Here is a 20,930-nt window from a genome sequence, read left to right on the forward strand (position 1 = left end):
CCCTAATTGTATACACGAATTGTGAAGAAAATATGTAGCCCACCTTAAAGGAAGCTTAAACTTACATATTTTACCATTATTTTAAATCTGCCAACCAGGCTGCAAGCGCCTTTAACTCATCCTCTTTGAGTGCAACTTGGAATGGAGGCATTCCGCCGCCGCCTTTTTGAATGCGTTTAATGATCTCTTCTTCTGTTAATCGTTCACCGACTTTTTGAATATTCGGCCCTTGTGCGCCCTGTAGTTGATTACCGTGACAAGAAATGCAGAAATTTTGATAAATCTTGGGACCATCAGCTTTTACTGCTGCCACCTGTGTGTCATTCGGTTTACTAGGCTTGCTCCCGCAAGCGGATAAACTGAGAACCAAAACTAGCAAACCAAGCATCCATCTCATCGTCATATGCGCGAACCCCTCAATCATGTATTTCTCTCATCATACCAGAGCGCAGATTGAAAAATAAAGGAATTCACAGCTTATACATCTTATTCATCGGTATCGTGAACTTACGCATGGGAGCGCTATATGCCCGTTTTCTTCACTGATTCTTGTCCTTATTATGTTGTTTTATGAAACGATTTATCGGATCAGGCATTTGGAAAAAATTGACTGCCCCAAAAGGCCAATGGGCTTGAGCGAAGACCCTTACGAACTCAATAACCCTTATTTGACCAAAATCGTTAAATTAAAAAAGATAACGAATTCAAGTAGCGTTATTTCAGGTAAATGATCACCATTCCGACTATATATTGCTTCATAAGGCCAATTCAATTCGTTAGATAGTCAAAGAAGCCGTTTTCGCGTCAATAAGCATCATACAGTTCGTTGGCAAAGACCAATTGATTTTGAGAGGGGCAACTCAACGTTCCCTCGCTCTAAGCGTGCTGCCGCATCGCTAGCCAAATAGCTACTCTACCTATCAGCAACTCTCACCTTGAACTTGAACAAAAATAAGACACGGCAGAGCCGCGGCTCTGACCATGTCTTATTTCTATACGTTTAAACCAATTTTAAGCGGATAACATTCCATGAGGCTTTGCCGAGTGTGCTTTGAATTTGACCATTTGCCGAAACAGTCGCATTGCCGCCTGTATGAGGCTTCACACGATCTTGTGCATCTATTGTATTCGCAGCTTTCAAATCGTCATTCTCAAGCACGATATGTTCAATGACACGGCAGCCTCCGAAACTGCGCAGATCCAATTCCAGCGGGAGCGCTTCCTCCAAATGACGGTTCACAGCGAAGATCGTCACTTCGGATTTCTCCTCATGATGAACAGCTACAGCTTCCAGATGAGGGACATCCGTGTAGTCTTTGGCATCGTACTTGGATGATTTAATCAAAGGAACTAGAACGGTTCCGCGCCCGAACACACTTGCATGCATGTAAGGATAATAAATTGTTTGCTTCCAGGCTGCTCCGCCATTGGCTGTCATGATTGGCGCGATAACATTGACGAGCTGTGCCAAACAGGCCATTTTCACACGATCCGCACGCTTCAACATCGAGATTAGCATACAGCCCACCAAGAGCGCATCTTCATGATTATAAATATCTTCCAGCTGTGGCGGCGCGATAGACCATGGCTCGATCTTGCTGTCGGCTTCATTGGAGTGATACCACACATTCCATTCGTCGAAGGAAAGGTTGATCTTCTTCTTCCCGCGCTTCTTCGCTTGAATGTAATCGGCTGTCGAAATCACCGTATGAATAAAACTATCCATCCCCATCGATTGGGCCAGGAAATTCGCTGTATTTTTATCCCGATTGCCATAATATTGGTGCAAGGAAATGTAATCGACGTGATCATAGGTATGATCCAGAACAGTCGCTTCCCATTCCGGGAATGTTGCCATTGTTAAGCTGGAACTGCCACAGGCTACAAGCTCAATGGACGGATCGACCCATTTCATCACTTTGGCTGTTTCACATGCTGTCCGGCCATATTCTACAGCAGTTTTGCTGCCCGTCTGCCAAGGGCCGTCCATCTCATTGCCTAGACACCATGTTTTGATGTTATGCGGTACTTTATATCCATGAGAAATCCGCAAGTCGCTCCAGTAAGTGCCGCCTGTTATATTGGCATACTCGATGATATCTCTGGCTTCGTCCGGCCCGCGAGTTCCCAGATTAACAGCCATCATCGCGTCGGTATTCGCTTTCCGGCACCAATCCATGAATTCGTTCAGCCCTATCAAGTTAGGCTCGATCGTACGCCATGCCAGGTCAAGCCTCTTCTTCCTCTGCTCGATCGGCCCAATGCCGTCTTCCCAGTTGTAACCAGATACGAAATTGCCCCCTGGATAACGAACAATCGGCACATCCAGACCTTTCACCAATTCCAGGACATCGGCACGAAAGCCTTGCTCATCCGCTTGTGGATGGCCTGGCTCGTAAATCCCTCCATACACGGCGCGTCCCAAATGCTCGATAAAAGAGCCATAAATTCGAGAATCCACTTCACCGATAACAAAATCTTTGTCAATAATCATGCTTGCTTGGATAGACATTGCTTTCACCCCATCGTATAATTAATAAAAATATAAATTGGTTAATGAAATTATTACGTTATTAATTTCTATTAAACAATAAAAAAAGTTCAAATTCAAGCTTTTCATTTGCTCGAATTTGAATTAATATTTTCATTAATTAGTATAATTCTAAGGATGAGGAGTTTTGACGATGATCCACGCAACAACAGACCACAAATGGCTGCCGCTCTATGAAGCATTGGCTAGCGACGTGAGGCTCAGGATACTTGATCTGCTTGGTGAGAAACAAATGAATGTGAAAGACTTGGCCCAAACCTTGGGCCTCAGCAGCGCAATCCTTACGATGCATGTGAAAAAGTTGGAAAATGGCGGACTCATTCATACCGAACTCGTCCGCAAACAAGGCGGCACACACAAAATGTGTACCTTAGCGGTAAGCAATATCAACATTGCACTCCCACAGTTTATTGAACAGAAGCGGGCCTTCGACGAAGTGTCTATCCCCATCGGCCACTATACTCGCTTTGACATTCAGCCAACCTGCGGGCTGGCAACCGCTGAGCACGTCATCGGCCAATACGATGATCCACGCTTTTTCTTCGAGCCTGAGCGCATGCATGCCAAAATTCTCTGGTTCGGCAGCGGCTTCGTGGAGTATCGCATTCCTAATTATGTGCTGCCTAGCCAGACGTTGGAGGAAATCGAAATCTCCTTGGAAATCGGCTCCGAAGCTCCAGGTATCTCCGAGAACTGGCCCTCTGACATTCACTTCTATGTGAATGACACCCTGCTTGGCTTCTGGACAAGTCCCGGCGACTCGGGACAAGGCCGCGGTCAACTCACCCCTGCGTGGTGGGCGGATTCCATCAACCAGTACGGCTGGCTGAAGGTGATTCGGATCACCGAGCAAGGGACATTCCTGGACGGACAGCCGCTATCGCCAGTCACGATCAAGGATATTCGCATGTCCCGCAACGAGTGGACACTGCGCCTTGAAGTGCCGGTGACTGCCGAGCATGTCGGAGGATTGACCTTGTACGGGGAAGGCTTCGGCAACTACAACCGGGATATTATGTTCCGCACGTACCGCAGGTAAGGCGAGCGGGCTGCACGCAAGGGCATCTTCCGCAGCTGCCTAAGCGTGCAAGCCCATTCCCTCCTGCCTGACGTTCTCAAGCCCTGCGCCGCTCTCCTTCCGTGCCTCAGCCTGCCGCAAGTACTTCTTCTGCCGCCACCGGATGATGACCAGAATACCGCGCAAATACTCGTCGCAGATCATCGCGACATAGATGCCCGCCAAGCCCCAGCCCAAATGCAAACCGAGATAATAGGAAAGTCCTGCGGCTAATCCCCACATGGAGATCAGCGAAATCACCATATTGAACCGCGTATCCCCGATCGCGCTCAAGGCGTTGCCAAACCCCATGTTGAGCATCTTCCCCGGCTGCAGAACCAGCGTCAGCCCCAGACAAGACATCCCAAGCTGCACAATACCCGCATCGGACGTAAAGAAACTGAGAAAACTTTTGAACGTGAAAAAAAGAATCAGACTATTGAAGCCTACTAACCCCATGCCGATCCAGGTGCCGCGATAACCGCTTCGATACGCTTCTTTGATATTCCCGGATCCGTACAGATGGGCAATCTGAATTTGTACAGCCAGGGCAATCGAAAAACCCAACATAAAACAGATCGATTCGAGCGTATTCAAATATGTTCTCGTTGCCAGTTCTCTTGCCCCCAAAGTTGCCAAGATGGTGTAAATCGTTAACTGCGACAATACCCAGGAGGACATGTTGATGCCCATCGGCCAACCTATTTTCAGGATCGCCCCGAACAGCTTGCGGTTAAAAACCAGTAAATCTCCCCACGAGATTCTCCGCTCGAAAGCGGTAACGAACATAAACAGCAGCAAACAAGTCGCCAGCAATCGGCTTACTAACGTCGATATCGCTACACCGGTCAACCCCAATTGGGGGAAGCCTAACTCGCCGTATATAAATCCATAGTTAAACACTATATGAATCACATTCATGCCAATCGCCGTAATCATCGGCCCTTTGGTATTTCCTGTATTGCGAATAATCGTGCTTAGCGCAGCTGTCAGTGCCGTTAGAACCATCCCGCTTCCGACAATCGAAATGTAGGTTTGCGCCAATGGAAGCAGCCTTTCCTCCAATTGAAACAGCCTTGCCAGTGGCAGCGCTTCTCGATACAGGATAATACTAAGCACAACCCCGATCGCTGCGCTCACGGTAACAGCCATGATCGCAACCGTACGGGCAGCTTCTTGCTGCTTGGCGCCTATTTTCTGCGCTATCAAAATCCCCGCGCCGCTGGCCACCGTCATAAATAAAATCATCATGGCTTGAAACACTTGATTCGCCAAGCCCACAACCGCAACCGCATCATCCGACACGCGGCTTACCATCAGGGTATCTACTACGCCCAATAGCAGTTGCAGCAGCAATTCGACGAAAATCGGCCACGCCAAAAGCCATAATGTGAACTTATTTTTCTCTGTCTGCATGATATGCCACCATCCGATTCCAGTCTCTCTTTTTATGAAAATGAAACTTTGTTGCCTGCTCAAATTATAGATGCTATAGTGGGTTCCATGTATCAGCATTGCAACTTAAACTTTCAAAATTCCAACTTCTATACGAAGAAATGAACAGGTGATTCAGATGGCCTTGATAGAAATGACAATCCCGCCTTTTCCGCATTACATTACAAGCGGTTTCAATACCATTCCTAAGAACGCCAAGCATCCCAGCAGAAGTCATATTGAGGTTTTTGATCTCTTGATCACCACCTCCGGCTGCCTCTTTCTGGCGGAAGAGGAGCAGCGGTTTGAGGTTGCTCCTGGTCAAGCCCTCATTCTAAGACCTGACTGCTACCATTTTGCAACCCAAGTATGCGCGGAGGATACCTCGACGTATTGGATGCACTTCCACGCTGGAGGTCTCTGGAACATGGTTGATAACACAATTCCAGCCTTGCCGCTTGAAGATCCCTCTCCCGTCTTTATCGAGCCATTCGCGGTTGAACCATTTACCATCCGAATCCCGCAGTATACGACCCTCCTGCAGCCTGAGAAAACGTATGAGCTGTTCGAGCAGCTTCATCAACTGCAGCCGCGCGCGCATATGAGCGGTGTTCGGTTTGCCCAGCAGCAGTTGTTTCATGAACTGCTGCTCCAACTATCCGTTTCTGCGACAAAGGAACAACGCTCACCTTCGCTCGCCTGTGCGGAAAAAGCTGCTTCCTATTTGCGTCAGCATTACCGAGAGACGGTTTCCGCCAAAGCGCTTGGCGATCATGTTAACTTCCATCCCGTGTACATCGCCCGCTGCATGCAAAGAGAATACGGTTGCTCGCCGACGGAATACCTGCTCCGCCTGCGCATCCAGCAGGCCAAGCTGCTGCTGCTTCAAACCGACCTTCCGGTTGCTCATGTTGGAGAAGAAGTCGGCTTCGAGCAGCCTGCCTATTTTGCTACTTGCTTCACCCGCCTGGAAGGCATTTCTCCGCGCAAGTACAGGCAGCGTTTCGCCAGAAATTAGCTTGAGCGACAGAACTCAGTGGCATATATACAACAACTGCGCAATACAGTTAACATATATGACGTGAGAGGGAGTTGAGCTTGATTATGGAAGAACAACAAACCGCACCTGTCCTTAGCGTGAAGAATTGGATGTTAACAATCCTGCTGCTCGCGATTCCAATTGTGAACATTATCTTATTATTCGTATGGGCATTCAGCAGCGGGGAGAATCCGAACAAAGCCAATTATGCCAAGGCCAGCCTAATCTGGGCCGCTATCGGGATTGTGCTTTATCTTCTTTTTGCTGTAATCTTTTTTGGCACCGTAATGTCCTCGATTAATTAGTTTAGTTAATAACAAATAAAGCTGCTCACCCGGGCGCGGTCCAGACCGCCGGGAAGCGGCTTTTTTTACTTTCACCCGCCGATCCAAATAGTCCTTTCATGAAATATGTTATACTGGGAAAAAATGATAAGAAGCACTCATCCCAAAATTCAACCCTACTTGGAGGTTAACAATGAAACACGAAATCCTGTATAAAGGTGCTTTTCCCATGTTGAAAGTACAGCTTGAACAAGGAGAGAACATCAAAGCTGAGGCAGGGGCCATGGTTTCCATGTCACCTAATGTGGAGCTCAAAGGAACGGTAGATGGCGGTATTATGCGAGGTTTGGGCCGAATGCTCAGCGGCGAGAAGTTCTTTTTTCAAGAACTGACCCCTTCCAGAGGACCTGGAGAGGTCTTGCTCGCGCCAGCTGTAATCGGCGACATTGAGGCCGTCGAACTGGATGGATCGTACAAGCTCTTCGTACAAAAAGACGGCTTCCTAGCTGGCACCTCCGGCATCCAGGTCAATACCAAGATGCAGAATCTGATGAGCGGCTTTATGTCGGGCGAAGGCTTTTTCATCGTGGAAATTAGCGGCAAAGGCACCGTCTTCCTATCGTCCTACGGGGCAATTCATGCCATTAACCTTTCACCAGGTGAAGAGGTTGTCATTGATAATGGGCATCTGGTCGCTTGGCCAGATTATACCCACTACACCATCGAAAAAGCGGCCAAAGGCTGGCTATCCAGCGTTACGAGCGGAGAAGGCGTAGTCTGCCGATTCCGTGGGGAAGGTGTCGTACTGATTCAAACACGCAATCCCAAAAGTTTCGGCGGCTGGTTAAGACAGTTTATTCCGGGTGGCCGTTAAAAATGCCATGACTTTGCCGCCCTGAGAGATCAGCCTCTGATTTGGGGCAGATCTTAGGAAGGGAACTACAGGGCGCTATTCGGGCAAATAGTAGGGATACGAAGGTAATAGCGGAACTACAGGACCTTATTTCTACGAAAAGCGCTGTTTTTTCCTATAAAAGACAAAATAGTGGACTGTAGTTCCCTCTCGCTCGCGATCATGCCACTTTTTGCTAGAATAGCGGACTGTAGTTCCCATTCCTCCGCATCACTCCACAACATACAAGAAGAACCTAGCCTGAGGCCCACGGCTATGTTCTTCTTGTATGTTTGCCTCTTGATAAGAGGCTCCGGGGTTGAAATCAATGCCCCGCCCAGTTCGCAAGATAAGTTTGCTGTTCCGCCGTAAGCCTGTCAATTTCAATACCAAGCGAGTCCAGCTTGTAGAGTGCAACCTGTTCGTCCAACTCGAACGGTACATTTATGACTTTACTGCCGAGACTTTGATAATGCTCGTTCACATATTTCAACGACATTGCTTGCAGGGCAAAAGTCATATCCATGATTTCTGCCGGATGACCGTCGCCCGCTGCTAAGTTAACGAGCCGCCCTTCTGCAAGTAAATAGACGCAGCGACCGTCGATGAACGTGTACTCGTTGATGTTTTTCCTGACAGTCCGATGCGAGACGGCGATGTCTTCGAGATCCTTCACATTGACTTCCACATCGAAATGGCCCGCATTCGTAAGAATGGCTCCGTCCTTCATCAGAAAATAATGCTTACCACATATGACATCCTTATTACCGGTAACCGTGACGAAAATATCGCCGATTTGGGCCGCTTCATGCATAGGCATAACCTCAAATCCGTCCATGTACGCCTCAACGGCTTTGATCGAGTCCGTTTCTGTGACCACGACTTTCGCCCCCAAGCCTTTGGCACGCATCGCAACGCCTTTGCCGCACCAGCCATAGCCTGCCACGACGACGACTTTACCAGCAACGACCAGGTTAGTCGTCCGATTAATCCCGTCCCACACCGATTGCCCCGTACCGTACCTGTTGTCAAACAAATATTTGCATGACGCGTCGTTCACCGCAATCATCGGGAATTCGAGCCGCTCTTCCTTTTCCATCGCCTTCAAACGCCATATCCCTGTTGTCGTTTCCTCAGCCCCGCCGCGTACCTTCCCTAACAAATCGCGACGTTCCGTATGCAGAATGCCTACCAAATCCCCGCCGTCGTCAATGATTAAATCCGGCTCTGTTTCGATCGTATCGATCAGCAGTTGCTTATACTCCAGCGGATCTGGATTATACTTAGCATAGACGGTAATGCCGTCGGTAACGAGCGCTGCGCATATGTCATCTTGGGTGGATAACGGGTTGCTGCCTGTAATCGTCACTTGTGCACCGCCTGCTTGAATGACCTTCGCAAGATAAGCCGTCTTCGCCTCCAAGTGAAGCGATATGGCAACTTTCAATCCTTTAAAAGGCTGTTCGATGACGAATCGATCCTTGATTCGATTCAGTACGGGCATATGTGCGCTCGCCCACTCGATTTTAAGCCTGCCTTCCCCCGCCAATGCGATATCCTGGATTTTACTGCGTTCCTTGGCATTCGAATTCATATAATCTCCTCACTCTCATTGTACTTCGTTATTTGTGCCGCTTTCGGCAGCTCGATATAAAAGGTGAAATGCCCGTTCGCATGCTTCAGACCGATTCTTCCTCCATGCAGCTCGACGATATAGTTCGCAATCGATAGACCGAGTCCTGCACCCGAAGGCACATCTCGATCACGCCTGGAAGGCTCTGCTTTATAAAAACGCTCGAACAATAGCTTTTCCTGCTCCTTGGTAATCGGACTTCCCCAATTTTCAACCGCAAGCACAACAAGATGATCGCGCTCGGCAAGTCGAACCGTGATTTCACCGGGCTTCAAGGAGAACTTGAGGGCATTCATGAGCAGGTTATCGATCGCCCGTACCAGCCTTTCAACATCCACATGGGCAAATAGGGACTGTTGTTCCCAATCCTTCCTGATCGTAAGGGAGAGCTCCTGCGCGATCGGCTCGAACTCGATGATAATTTGCTCCAGAAGGCTGTTGAGGTCGATCACCTGGAAGGTAAGATTGGCGTCTCCGCTGGTAAGACGGGTATACTCGAACAGATCGTCGATCAGCTTTTTCATTTGCTGGGTCTTGTTAAAGGCATTATGGATGTACCGTTTGTGTTCGTCCAGATCCTGGTAGTCGTCATTTTTGAGCAGGTTCAAATAGCCGATGATGCTCGTCAAAGGCGTGCGCAAATCATGAGATACGTGCGTGATCAGCTCCATCTTTGATGTCTCGATCTGGCGCTCTCTCTTCATCATGCTCTGAAGCTGCTCAGCCATGTAATTGATGTTCTGCGCGACTTCCCCCAACTCGTCTTGGCCCGGCAGGGGCACCCGGTAATTGAGATCCCCATTGGCGATCGCCATGAGGCCGTCGGCAAGAGTTCTCACTTTCCTGACGATAGGACGCATCAGAAAGAAAAAGATGAGTAAAAAGAAAAATAAGAACGAGAGGAAAGACAAGGCTGCGTTAGCAAAGGAAAGAGCCTCACTTTCACTCTTCATGACGATAATCTGCGGCAAAATAAAATTCAAAAAATCATTGATGAGGGACGTTCCGAAAAAAGCAGCGACCAGGCTAAATAGAAGCGATCCGAGCAAGCGCAGCCTAATGCTCTTCTTCCAGTTCAAGAGGGAAAGGAAGTCTCTATTCAACTTTATATCCCACTCCCCAAACCGTTTTGATAAATCGCGGTTCACGCGGATTATCTTCGATCTTCTCGCGAATGTTGCGCACGTGGACCATCACAGTATTGTCAGACAAAAATTTATCTTCTTTCCAAACGCTCCTATAAATTTGTTCTACATTGAATACCTGTCCGCGATGGCTGGCAAGCAGTTCCAAAATAGAAAACTCGATTGGTGTAAGCAGCGCCTCTCTGCCGTGCACCGTCACAAGATGCTTGTTTATGTGAATAACCAGGTCGTCGATCTCCACTATGTTCCTATCGGAAGCTTTGGCCTGATTTTCGGCCACGCCGGTAAACGTTTGCCTGCGCAGCTGCGCCTTGACTCTTGCGACCAACTCCAGCGGGTTAAACGGCTTCGCCATGTAGTCATCCGCCCCGGTCGTAAGCCCCGTTATTTTGTCAATATCCTCACTTTTGGCGGAGAGCATAATAATCGGAATTTTCGTCATCTCTCTTATCTTGAAGCAAGCTCTAATCCCATCCATATTCGGCATCATGACGTCCAGAATGATCAAATCGATCGATTCGCGGTGCAGCAGCTCAAGTGCTTGAACGCCGTCCTCCGATTCAAAAACGCGGTAGCCTTCATTTTTCAAGTAAATACGAATGACGTCGCGAATTTCCGGATCATCGTCTGCGATGAGCACACTTATTGTCAAGCTGGATCACTCCCAGGTTTGTTATTTTCAGCGTAAACCATGTTCGTAAAATAGGGTTCCGACTTCCCGTGCATGATCGCCCACGTAGCGTCCAATCATAAACTAATGCCTATTGCAAAGCTACCATATTTTTGGACAAGCGTCTCCGAAAAACGTAAATATTTTTCCATTTTTTTCTTACGACTTAATCTCGCCAAAACAGCTGTTCCAACGCAGCGACCGAGCAAGTAGCCTAGCGTTAAGCCGGAAACGACACCTAAATACGTTAGAATGAACGCAGGAACCTGATGCAAAAGTGCGCTAACAGTCACAGCGCCGCATAACCGAATCACTGAAGGAGCGACAGCAGCCATTCATAATTCATGGAAGTGAATCTCCTTTGATGGCTTGCGGTTTCTAAAACGGTTAAGCTTTAGGGTGAAAACAAGCGCTTCGGACAATAAAACAGCCCCGGCAACGTCAAGAAGCGCATGCTGTTTCACGAATAGAGTGGAGATGATGATGCTCCATGCGGCTATGACAATCGCCGTTCGCGCTTTTCGCCCAAAGCTGCAGCGATAAGATGCTTTCAGTACGATGTAGCTGGTCAGGACATGAATGCTCGGGAAGCAGTTGAAGGGCTTATCTGCTGCATAAACAAATTTTACAAGCCCAGTTAGCCAACTGTTGTCAATTATGGACGGTCTAGGTACGGTCGTTTGATACGTTGCATAAATAAGGTAACAGGAGATAAGCCCTGCGCACAAGGCAATCAAGCTGCGGTAGTAGACGGCTCTATCCTTCAGAAACAAGACGATGAACATGCCGAATATGAACGGATACCAGAACAAGTAAGGAATAATAAATACCGGAAGGAAAGGGATCAGATTGTCTAAATCAGTCATCAGATTGCCGACATTGCCGCTGCCGTTATTCAGATGACCATAGAATACGTTCAACACGGGAATCGAAAACAGCCAAAGTAGCGGAAGATATGTGCCAAGCTTCGATTTGATGTTGCTGGCGTCGGTTTTATCCGCGCCCATCAAGATACTCCCCTTTTGCGGCAGACGTATACGAAAGCAGGCGGAACGTTGAGCGGGACAAAATGAACGCGCTCGATGTCAAATCGCTGGCTGAGCTGCTTCCGCATCTGCTGCGAATACTGGAAGGCGATGAATAAGCCGCCTGGCTTCAGCGTCATTTCGATCTGGTTCATTAATTGCTCTCGCAGAGCTGGCGGAAAATTAAAAAACGGGAGGCCGCTCAAGATGCAATCCAGCTCATCGATTCCTTCTCTCCGTAAGGCAGGCTGCATGCTGCAAGCGTCGGCATAGTAGGCAAAGTCCCGAAACCTGGCGGACAATTGACTGCGCAGCTGCTGGTCTTTTTCGAAAACGAGTACTTTGGCCTCTTTATGCAGAACCTGTGCCAGATGTCTGGTAATGGCGCCAGTACCGCCTCCGAGCTCGGCAACGCTCCTAACTTGGTTCCATTGAACGGGCTCGAGCATTTTTTTGGCCAGAAACACAGAGCTCGGCGTGACACTCCCGATCTGACTCGGCGCACGCATGAATTTATATAGAAATAACAGCTGCTCTTGCATCGCTCTGATCATGGGAAAACTCTCCTCTCGTTACCATTCGATGCATTAATCGTAACGAAATATTCTGCAGAATATGCGAAGGAAAAAGTAAAGGATTTCTGAAGAAATTTTGAAGAAATAGCCAATAGAGACTCCCCATAGACGATCCTGTAGCTAAGAAAACCGGCTCGCCGCCCGGAGAGATCAGCTTCTGATTTGGGACCATTCTTAAAAGGGAACTACAAGACGCTATTTTGGCAAATAGCAGGGATACGAGGGTCGTAGCGGAACTACAGGGCCTTATTTCTACGAAAAGCGCGGAATTTTCCGCCAAACAGCAAAATAGCGCACTGTAGTTCCCTCACCCTCGCAAAAACTCCACTTTTTGCTAGAATACGTACTGTAGTTCCCTCCTTCTCGCGAGGCAGCTGAAGTGACTCTTCGTTCACTCCAACCATATATACCAAAAGAGCCTACCCCTTAGTCCATAACTAAGAGATAGGCCCTTCTTTTCTATTCAACTACACGCGCTCATAAAGAAAATCCACGATATGCACAGCTTGCATCGGCGAACCAGGAGCATGTTTATCAATGCCCAACTTCATTTGCAGCAAACAACCAGGGTTGCTGGTCACGATGTAATGGGCCTCCGTAGCTTTGGCGTGATCCATCTTGTGGTCGAGAATCGTATTCGCCATATCCGGCTGAGTCAAATTATAAATTCCGGCGGATCCGCAGCAGGACCCCGCATCTTTCATCTCGACAAAAGTCGCTCCTGGCATCTGCTTAAGCAATTTGCGTGGAGACTCCCCGGCTTTCATTACATTGCGCAAATGGCAGGAGTCCTGATACGTAATACGAACGCCAGGCCCTTCCGTGAAGGGGAGCGGACGACCTTTTTCCAACAAAATTGTACTGATGTCCTTCACCCTGCTCGCAAACCACTTCGCCTGCTCCTGCCACTGGGCATCGTCATGCAGCAAATGATCATACTCAACCAGAATCGCACCGCACCCGCCTGCATTCGACACAATATAATCCACACCTGCTTCCTGAAAAGCGCGAATATTATGGCGAGCCAATTGCTTAGCCTGATCCATCTCTCCACTATGAGCGTGGAGGGCGCCGCAGCAGTTCTGAGCTTCCGGGATCACCACATCGAATCCGGCTTTGGCCAGCAGTTGTACGGTTTTACGGTTCGTTTCCGTAAACAACACGTCCATTAAGCACCCGCGGAACATGCCGACGGTACCCACTTTCTCCCCAATCGCAGGAACCCGGGTTCCTAGTTGATCCACAACGCCCTTCCCAGCCGCTTCTGGCAAAATACGTTCCATCGCGGACATCTGTTTGGAAAATAGACCAACGACGCCGGTTTTTCGTGCGAGAGTTTGGGCGCCTGACTTTTGATAAAATCTAAGCCCCTTGCCTAGCAGCTTCATGCGATTCTGATGAGGGAACAACTGGCCAAAAACGATCTTGCGCACACCTTTTACCCAAGTTCGGTGCTGTGTGGTGTGATCCTCGATGGCATCCCTCGCCTGTTCAATCAATTGACCATATTTGACGTCCGCTGGACACGCAGGTTCACACGCTCTACAACCTAGACAATGGCCCATTTGCTCCTCGAATCGAACATTGGGTTCCATAATTCCGTCAACCGCAGCTTTCATCAAAGAGATTCGCCCACGCGGGGATTCCGCTTCCACACCGGTTTCCTTGAAGGTTGGACAAGCCGGCAAACAAAATCCGCAGCGCATGCAGTTCGTTAGCTGATCATAATCCAGCTTCAATTTCAGTGATTCCTGGAGCGACTTAGCCGTAGCATTAGACATGGTCGATCACCACCCTGCGTCTGGACTCTTTGGCAAACATTTTACCCGGATTGAGGATGTTCAAAGGGTCGAAGCCCTGTTTAATATTCTTCATGATGGCGATCCCTGCGCTTCCAACTTTCCATTCCAGGAATGGCGCTTTAACGAGCCCGACGCCGTGCTCTCCCGTAATCGTACCGCCAAGACGTATCGCTTCTTCAAAAATTTCCTCAAAAGCGGCCTCGACGCGCTCGATCTCATCATGATTTCTAGCGTCCGTAGTCGCTGTCGGGTGCAAATTGCCATCCCCGGCATGACCAAAAGTGCATATCTGCACGTCGTACTTCTTCGCAATACGATTAATCTGCTGCACCATCTCGGCGATTTTGGAACGCGGTACAGTCGCATCTTCCAAAATTGTCGTGGGACGAAGCCGAGCCAGCGCCGTGAAAGCACTTCGCCTAGCTGTAAGCAGCTTCAGGGCTTCTTCTTGATTGCTGGCGATGCTGATTTGATCCGCATGCTCTTCCTGGCAAATTTCCGAGATTCGGGCAATATCCCGCTCCACTGTCTCGAACTCGCCATCTTGCTCAATGAGCAGAATAGCCTCCATATCGAGTGGCAGCCCCAGCTTCGCGAAGTCGTTCACCACACGAATCGTCGGATTATCCATGAATTCCAGCGTGGCAGGAATGATGCGATTCTCAATAATCGCAGATACCGTGCGTGCCGCTCCGTACATATCTTTGAACATCGCCAGCATAGTTTTCTTATGCTTAGGGGGAGGGATGAGCTTCAAAGTTGCTTCAGTAATAACCGCAAGGGTTCCTTCCGAACCGATCAGCAGCTTGGTCAGATCATAACCCGCAACGTCTTTCATCAATTTGCCGCCCGTACGCATAATTTCCCCTGAAGCCAGCACGCACTCTAGTCCGATGACGTAATCTTTGGTAGTCCCGTATTTCAACCCGCGCAAGCCTCCGGAACACTCGGCAATATTGCCGCCAATCGTAGAGATTGCCATGCTGCTCGGATCAGGTGGGTAAAAAAGTCCCAAACCTTCAATATGCTCAATAAATGTCTTAGTAATTATACCTGGCTGCACTGTCGCGGTTAAATTCTGCATGTCCACTTCGAGTATGGCATTCATCCGATGCATAACCATTACGATGCCGCCTTGTACAGGAACGGTGCCTCCGCATAGATTCGTCCCGGAACCTCGGCTGATCAGCGGTATTTGATGCTCGCTCATAACTTTCATAATCGCCGATACCTGGGCCGTATTTTGCGGATAAATAACCCCTTCAGGCAGCTGTTGCAGCATGGGGGTCCCATCGTAGGAATGTGTGACAAGCGTTTCAATATCATCTTTAAAATAGGCGTCGCCTACGATACCACGAAGTTTAGCTTTCACTTGGTTTTCAAGCATGATACATGCCTCCCTCTCGGAGTCATCATGTCATCAGATGACTTTTTTCTTATATTAGCGTATAATAGAATCATTGTATAGCCATTTTTCTGGAGGTTTTCCTATGACATTCCCACAGATCAAGCCGCAAAAAGGCTCTGAGATCGTGATGACCCATATAAAGCAGCAAATTCAAGCAGGTGCCTATCTACCCGGCGCCAAACTCCCAACTGTCGATCAGTTAGCGGTGAACTTTGAAGTGGGCCGCTCTACGATCCGCGAAGCGATGAGTGCTTTGAAAGCGATGGGCTGGGTCGATATTCGCCATGGCGGGGGGACGTTCGTGAGCCTGACATTGCCCAGCGAGGAAGGTGACAATTCGGGTTCGGGCAGTTTCTTTTATCAGACGGAGTCGTTTCAAGAAGTGCTGGAAGTGCGTAAATTTATCGAGGCTGGCTGTGCTTCTCTTGCTGCAGAACGGCGTACAGAGGAAGACCTGCGGCTGCTTGAGATGACCATTCAGGAGATGGAAGCGGCCATCGGGGACGAATCCCTTAGCGAGCAGGCTGACATTCGATTCCATCTCACCATTGCCAGAGCCTCCCATAACTCGTTATTCGTCAGTATGATGGAATCTTTGACCGACCGTTTGCAGGAAAGCATGAAAGAGTCCCGCCGGCTTTGGTTTTTTGCTGAACGGGCTTCCGTCGAGCTGCTGATCCAAGAGCACAAGGATATCTACGAAGCGATCAAACTCCAGCATGTGAAACTGGCCGAAGATCGGGTCATGCAGCATATATTGAAAGTCGACCGCGTCGTTCAAAAGTTGGACGCTGGCTCTCGTTAATGGCGATAACCTGCGGTTGCTTAACAACCTTAAACACTTTGCTCTCGCTGTTTAGCAACCTTAATGCCTTCTCTCGCTGCTGAGCTCGCTCTTTTCCTGCTTTAAGGCTGTAAAACAGCCTTAAAAACCCAACTTTGCCTCCAGCCGCTGCTGTAACGCTGTTTAACAACCTTAAACACCCTCTCTCGCTGCTGAGCTCGCTCATTTCCTGCTTTAAGGCTGTAAAACAGCCTTAAAAACCTAACTTTGCCTCCAGCCGCTGACTTAACGCTGTTTAACAACCTTAATGCACCTTTTCTCGCTACTCATTGGTGGGGGGAATGCTAGTTGAAGGAATGAGAGCCTTTGAAAGTTGCTATATGCGCGGAATGCGGGTGTTTGCGGGGATAAGCTATCTGCGGGGAAGCGGGTGTTTGCGGGGAATAAGAGCCTCTGGAGGCTCTTATCCGTGGTTTGGACGCGGAAAAACTAGCTACTTGAAGGAATAGGGGTCTTTGGAGGCTGCTATATGCGCGGAATGCGGGTGTTTGCGGGGAATATGAGCCTCTGGAGGCTCTAATCCGTGGTTTGGACGCGGAAAAACTAGCTACTTGAAGGAATAGGGGTCTTTGGAGGCTGCTATATGCGCGGAATGCGGGTGTTTGCGGGGAATAAGAGCCTCTGGAGGCTCTTATCTGTGGTTTTGGCGCGGAAAAACTAGCTACCTTGAAGGAGGAGTCCTTAGCGGCTCCTTTCAGTGGCCGAGACGCTCCAAAACATCAACTTAATTCGCACAGGTCATCGTTTTTTCACATGATATATGATAAAATGGTTTTATAAGTTAAACCTAGTTTTTTATACAAAACCAATCCAAATATCCCGACACCAGGAGGCCCTTTTTTGGACGATAAATACCGAGTTCCGGCTATTGAGCGTGCCCATCTGATTCTCAAGGAAATTTCGCTGCATCCGGGCAAGCTGAAACTCATCGATTTGTCACGAACGCTAGTAATTAACAAAAGTTCGATGTACTCCTTATTGTTAACGCTGGAGAACCTCGGCTGGATCGAGAAGGAAACCGGCGAAACGTACCGTTTGGGTCGCGAGCTGTCTCGTTTCGGTCATGCGGCTGTGCAGCAGCGCAATTTGAACGAAGCTTTCCACAAAGAGGCCGCGCTTGCCAAGCAAAGACTAGGCGAATCTTTTCAACTTGCGAAGCTCGATGGCAGCGAGGTTCTTTATATCGCCAAAGAGGAAGCGCTTACACCTGTTCGTCTCGCTTCCGAGCCCGGCATGCGATTGCCCGCGCATGCGACAGCGCTAGGCAAGGTCATGCTCGCTGACCTCAGCGAAGATGACTTTAATGCGCTGTATTCACCCAGCAACGAGCCCTTCGCTCATCTGACGGTGAATTCCATCACGACTGCACACGCATTGAAGATTAGCTTGCAAGACATCCGTGAACAAGGCTATGCCTTGGATTTCGAAGAAGCCGTCATCGGCTTCAATTGTGCAGCAGCACCAATTCGCAATGCCCAAGGGCAAGTGATCGCCGCTGTCAGCTGCTCCATGATGCTGCCGCAATGGGAACAGAAGAAACAGATCTGTATCGAAGAAGTTTGTCAGTTAGCTCACCAATTATCCGATTAATAAGGAGAATTCAGATGCGATTACAAGACAAGGTCATTCTTATCACAGGTTCAGGCTCCGGCATTGGCAGAAGCTCAGCGCTCCTATTCGGGCGAGAAGGCGCCCACGTTATTGTGAACGATCTCGATGAGACTAAAGGTCGAGAAACCGTTCATGAGATCACCCAAGCAGGCGGCACGGCCCGCTTCATTCAGGCCGATGTGACGCACGCAGATTCCGTCAAACAGATGGTAGATGACATCATACAGGCTGATGGCCGTATTGATGTTCTGTTCAACAATGCTGGCATCAGCGGTGTTGGCGCTCTTCATGAGCTGGAACCTGATTTCTGGGATCGCATCATGAGCATTAATGTCAAAGGCGTATTCTTGCCATCCAAATACGTTGTGCCTCATATGATCGAGCGCCAATCCGGTTCAATCATAAATATGTCCTCCTGCATCGCAGAAATTGGTCTCGCCCGAAGAGCGGCTTATGCGGCAACGAAAGGCGCGGTGCTCGCATTGACCAAATCCATGCAGGTCGACTACGCCGCGTATGGCATACGGGTGAATGCGCTGCTGCCGGGAACCATTTTGACCCCTTTCGTCGAGAATTATCTCCGTACCTCTTACGATGATCCAGAAGCGGCTATCGCCTCGTTGAAAACCAGACAACTCAGCAATGAGTTGGGCCGACCGGAGGATGTCGCGCAAGCGGCCCTGTTCCTTGCTTCTGACGAATCCAAATTTATGATGGGTTCACCATTGTATATCGACGGTGGCGCTACCTTCGGCAAAAACGCTTAACGGCTGATCCGCTCTTCTGCACTTGCCTTATCACTAATCCGCTCTTCTGCACTTGCCTTATCACTGGTCCGCTCTTCTACTCATACATATCTCATTCTAGGAGGATTTAACTATGAAGCTGCTTACTTTCCGCGCACAAAATGAACTCAAACTGGGTGTTCACACGGACTCCGGCGTACTGGATATCGAACAAGCGGTTCAACAACTTTCGCCCGATTTCAATGTTCCTCTCACTGTTCACGAAGCTATCCTAGGCGGTACAACCGCTAATGAGGCCTTACAGCAACTCGTAAATTTAGCGCTCAAAAGTGAAGCTAGCGCATCCTTGCTGCGCAGTGAAGACTCACTCGACTACGGCCCCTGCGTCACGAATCCGAGCAAAATCATTTGTGTCGGGCTGAACTACCGCAAGCATGCCGAAGAAACGAATGCGCCGATTCCGCAAACGCCAATCCTTTTCAACAAATTCAGCAACACGCTCACAGGGCATGGCCATGACATCGCGCTTCCTCGCGTAACCAAAGAAGTCGATTATGAAGCGGAACTCGTTATCGTTATTGGTAAACAGGCTAAGTATGTCGCCAAAGAACAAGCTTACGAGCACGTGTACGGCTACTGTTGTGTCAATGATCTCTCAGCGCGCGACTTGCAAATGCGAACTTCGCAGTGGCTGCTCGGCAAATCCTGCGATGACTTCAGTCCGCTTGGACCTTATCTGGTCACCGCTGACGAAGTTGGCAATCCCAATGATCTCACGATCAGCACTACCGTGAATGGCAAAGTACGCCAAAACTCGCATACGTCCGATATGATTTTTCATTGTGACGAAATTGTTAGCTATATTTCACAGCATATGACGTTGAATCCTGGCGATATCATATTGACGGGGACTCCGGAAGGCGTCGTTCTCGGGGATCCTGTTGACCAGCGCGTTTACCTGCAAGACGGGGATGTTGTGACCATATCCATCGAGAAGTTGGGAAGTTTGACCAACCGTTTAATCAGCGAATAAAATAAGCAAAAACCCCCAAATGAAAGCCTGAGGAAGAGGCACATCCTCATCCAGCGGCTCTGCATTGCGGGGGTTTCTTCTTTCAAAACAATTCAGCACTTCGTTCCAGTAAGCGACAGAAGGAGCGGTTGTGACCGATGTAAAAGGATGATAAATCATACCGATTTCGCTCGGGCTCAAAGGTTACCAGCAAGCGATGCTTCATCTTTTTGATGGCTGTATGAATAAAGGTCTCAGCTTCTTTGGAAGCAATTAAGGTCAAGTAAGCATACAAGGAATGATCTTCTGGTTCATCCAGCAAACTCACTCCGGCACAGGAGAATTCGGTCTGTACATGCTTGTCGCGCAGCAAAATTAATGTTCTATGCAGCTCTGCATCCACATCCACTTGCTCCAAGAGGAGTGTTTTCTTGGGATGTTTGCGAGGTTTGTGGCGATCTGACCACTGCATAAGCTCCTGTTCCCGGCGATCCCATTGCCCCTTAGAATGGCGGGTTATCACGAATTCACGTTGTTCATCTTCTTGGTTCACAGGCAACATGAACTTGTCCCCCCCATTTGCGTATGTATGAACCTAAATTTACTACGATTCCCTAGCATACAGCAAGGTGTCAGCAACTTTAAGAAAGGCTTAGCCTGCGGCTAGGTCTTCGAGTCCATGCACCTTAGCAAGCCTCCTTACGAACTCAATACCCTTTATTCAGCCATATTCGCTCATTCTTAAAATCTAATGAATGCCAGATGCGCTATTTCAAACAATGGATAACCATCCGGGCAATTAAGTACCGGGTAACGTTAATCCAGTTCATTACATTTTTAAAGTAGCCATTTTCTCGTCGATAAGCATCCTACAGTTCATTAGATACCACTCAAGACCGAAACCCTCCTAAGCAAAGAGGCCTTCGGTGGAAGTCAATTATTCTAAGAAAAACGGCTTCGCCGCCCTGTTAGATCAGTCTCTTCTTGGCGACAAAACCTAGTAAGGGAACTAGAGGACGCTAATTAGGCAAAAAGTAGGGAGGCGAGGGGTATAGCGGAACTACAGGGTCTTATTTCTACAAAAAGCGTACCAATTCCCATGAAATATCAAAATAGCGTCCTGTAGTTCCCTCAACCTCCCGATACTGACACTTTTGGCTAGAATAGCGCACCGTAGTTCCCTTACGTCTACGCGAGGCAAC

20 protein-coding genes are annotated in these 20,930 nt (G+C 48.7%); 8 read left to right on the forward strand and 12 right to left on the reverse strand.

Going from position 1 to position 20,930, the window contains the following annotated elements; translation table 11 throughout:
• Nucleotides 1-76: 76 nt before the first annotated feature.
• Nucleotides 77-403, reverse strand: a complete 327-nt coding sequence (locus tag LOZ80_RS26630; protein ID WP_283214709.1) for a c-type cytochrome — start codon at nucleotides 401-403, stop codon at nucleotides 77-79.
• 597 nt (nucleotides 404-1,000) lie between these two features.
• Nucleotides 1,001-2,512, reverse strand: a complete 1,512-nt coding sequence (gene arfA / locus LOZ80_RS26635) for an arabinosylfuranosidase ArfA (RefSeq protein WP_238167497.1) — start codon at nucleotides 2,510-2,512, stop codon at nucleotides 1,001-1,003.
• 172 nt (nucleotides 2,513-2,684) lie between these two features.
• Here arfA and LOZ80_RS26640 point away from each other — a divergent pair, with 172 nt between their 5' ends.
• Nucleotides 2,685-3,590 carry an ArsR/SmtB family transcription factor gene (locus LOZ80_RS26640; protein ID WP_238167498.1) on the forward strand — a complete coding sequence of 302 codons (906 nt, stop codon included), beginning with the start codon at nucleotides 2,685-2,687 and terminating at the stop codon, nucleotides 3,588-3,590.
• Between the two features lie 39 nt (nucleotides 3,591-3,629).
• Here the strand turns inward: LOZ80_RS26640 and LOZ80_RS26645 are convergent, their stop codons facing one another.
• Entirely contained in the window at nucleotides 3,630-5,024 is a 1,395-nt protein-coding gene (locus LOZ80_RS26645) for an MATE family efflux transporter (RefSeq protein WP_238167499.1), read from the reverse strand.
• Nucleotides 5,025-5,181: 157 nt separating this feature from the next.
• On the opposite strand from LOZ80_RS26645, the gene LOZ80_RS26650 reads away from it, so the two are divergent.
• The 3 genes from LOZ80_RS26650 to LOZ80_RS26660 all read left to right on the forward strand — a co-directional run bounded on the left by LOZ80_RS26650 (nucleotide 5,182) and on the right by LOZ80_RS26660 (nucleotide 7,239).
• On the forward strand, nucleotides 5,182-6,060 hold the full coding sequence (locus LOZ80_RS26650) for a helix-turn-helix domain-containing protein (RefSeq protein WP_238167500.1): 879 nt from the start codon (nucleotides 5,182-5,184) through the stop codon (nucleotides 6,058-6,060).
• Between the two features lie 86 nt (nucleotides 6,061-6,146).
• Nucleotides 6,147-6,386, forward strand: a complete 240-nt coding sequence (locus LOZ80_RS26655) for a hypothetical protein (RefSeq protein ID WP_238167501.1) — start codon at nucleotides 6,147-6,149, stop codon at nucleotides 6,384-6,386.
• A 172-nt stretch (nucleotides 6,387-6,558) separates the two neighbouring features.
• Nucleotides 6,559-7,239 (forward strand): TIGR00266 family protein, encoded by a 681-nt coding sequence (locus LOZ80_RS26660; RefSeq protein ID WP_238167502.1) that lies wholly within the window; start codon nucleotides 6,559-6,561, stop codon nucleotides 7,237-7,239.
• A gap of 343 nt (nucleotides 7,240-7,582) precedes the next feature.
• Here the strand turns inward: LOZ80_RS26660 and LOZ80_RS26665 are convergent, their stop codons facing one another.
• The 8 genes from LOZ80_RS26665 to glcD all read right to left on the reverse strand — a co-directional run bounded on the left by LOZ80_RS26665 (nucleotide 7,583) and on the right by glcD (nucleotide 15,494).
• Nucleotides 7,583-8,851: an adenosylhomocysteinase gene (locus LOZ80_RS26665; protein ID WP_238167503.1), complete on the reverse strand. Its 1,269-nt coding sequence runs from the start codon at nucleotides 8,849-8,851 to the stop codon at nucleotides 7,583-7,585.
• A complete protein-coding gene (locus LOZ80_RS26670; RefSeq protein ID WP_238167504.1) occupies nucleotides 8,848-9,993 on the reverse strand; it encodes a sensor histidine kinase in 1,146 nt (381 codons plus the stop codon). The genes LOZ80_RS26665 and LOZ80_RS26670 overlap by 4 nt, the downstream gene beginning before the upstream one ends.
• Complete coding sequence (locus tag LOZ80_RS26675) at nucleotides 9,986-10,687, reverse strand: response regulator transcription factor (RefSeq protein ID WP_238167505.1); 702 nt, start codon at nucleotides 10,685-10,687, stop codon at nucleotides 9,986-9,988. Before LOZ80_RS26675 ends, LOZ80_RS26670 begins: the two co-directional genes overlap by 8 nt.
• Nucleotides 10,688-10,782: 95 nt before the next feature.
• A complete protein-coding gene (locus tag LOZ80_RS26680) occupies nucleotides 10,783-11,040 on the reverse strand; it encodes a VTT domain-containing protein (RefSeq protein ID WP_238167506.1) in 258 nt (85 codons plus the stop codon).
• Nucleotides 11,041-11,712 carry a phosphatase PAP2 family protein gene (locus LOZ80_RS26685; RefSeq protein WP_238167507.1) on the reverse strand — a complete coding sequence of 224 codons (672 nt, stop codon included), beginning with the start codon at nucleotides 11,710-11,712 and terminating at the stop codon, nucleotides 11,041-11,043.
• On the reverse strand, nucleotides 11,712-12,284 hold the full coding sequence (locus LOZ80_RS26690; protein WP_238167508.1) for a class I SAM-dependent methyltransferase: 573 nt from the start codon (nucleotides 12,282-12,284) through the stop codon (nucleotides 11,712-11,714). Before LOZ80_RS26690 ends, LOZ80_RS26685 begins: the two co-directional genes overlap by 1 nt.
• A 488-nt stretch (nucleotides 12,285-12,772) precedes the next feature.
• Nucleotides 12,773-14,086 (reverse strand): (Fe-S)-binding protein, encoded by a 1,314-nt coding sequence (locus LOZ80_RS26695; RefSeq protein ID WP_238167509.1) that lies wholly within the window; start codon nucleotides 14,084-14,086, stop codon nucleotides 12,773-12,775.
• The gene (gene glcD, locus LOZ80_RS26700) at nucleotides 14,079-15,494 is read right to left on the reverse strand and encodes a glycolate oxidase subunit GlcD (RefSeq protein WP_238167510.1); all 1,416 of its coding nucleotides are present in this window, start codon (nucleotides 15,492-15,494) and stop codon (nucleotides 14,079-14,081) included. Before glcD ends, LOZ80_RS26695 begins: the two co-directional genes overlap by 8 nt.
• Nucleotides 15,495-15,597: 103 nt before the next feature.
• Between glcD and LOZ80_RS26705 the strand changes: the two genes are divergently transcribed.
• The 4 genes from LOZ80_RS26705 (at nucleotide 15,598) to LOZ80_RS26720 (ending at nucleotide 19,749) form a co-directional block, all read left to right on the forward strand.
• Complete coding sequence (locus tag LOZ80_RS26705) at nucleotides 15,598-16,320, forward strand: FadR/GntR family transcriptional regulator (RefSeq protein WP_238167511.1); 723 nt, start codon at nucleotides 15,598-15,600, stop codon at nucleotides 16,318-16,320.
• Nucleotides 16,321-17,199: 879 nt separating this feature from the next.
• On the forward strand, nucleotides 17,200-17,949 hold the full coding sequence (locus LOZ80_RS26710; protein ID WP_238167512.1) for an IclR family transcriptional regulator: 750 nt from the start codon (nucleotides 17,200-17,202) through the stop codon (nucleotides 17,947-17,949).
• A gap of 14 nt (nucleotides 17,950-17,963) precedes the next feature.
• Nucleotides 17,964-18,737 (forward strand): SDR family NAD(P)-dependent oxidoreductase, encoded by a 774-nt coding sequence (locus tag LOZ80_RS26715; protein WP_238167513.1) that lies wholly within the window; start codon nucleotides 17,964-17,966, stop codon nucleotides 18,735-18,737.
• A 112-nt stretch (nucleotides 18,738-18,849) separates the two neighbouring features.
• On the forward strand, nucleotides 18,850-19,749 hold the full coding sequence (locus LOZ80_RS26720) for a fumarylacetoacetate hydrolase family protein (RefSeq protein ID WP_238167514.1): 900 nt from the start codon (nucleotides 18,850-18,852) through the stop codon (nucleotides 19,747-19,749).
• Nucleotides 19,750-19,831: 82 nt separating this feature from the next.
• Here the strand turns inward: LOZ80_RS26720 and LOZ80_RS26725 are convergent, their stop codons facing one another.
• The gene (locus LOZ80_RS26725; RefSeq protein WP_238167515.1) at nucleotides 19,832-20,290 is read right to left on the reverse strand and encodes a hypothetical protein; all 459 of its coding nucleotides are present in this window, start codon (nucleotides 20,288-20,290) and stop codon (nucleotides 19,832-19,834) included.
• Nucleotides 20,291-20,930 lie beyond the last annotated feature (640 nt).

Origin of the sequence: Paenibacillus sp. HWE-109 (genome assembly GCF_022163125.1) — a bacterium.
Lineage (GTDB): Bacteria > Bacillota > Bacilli > Paenibacillales > NBRC-103111 > Paenibacillus_E.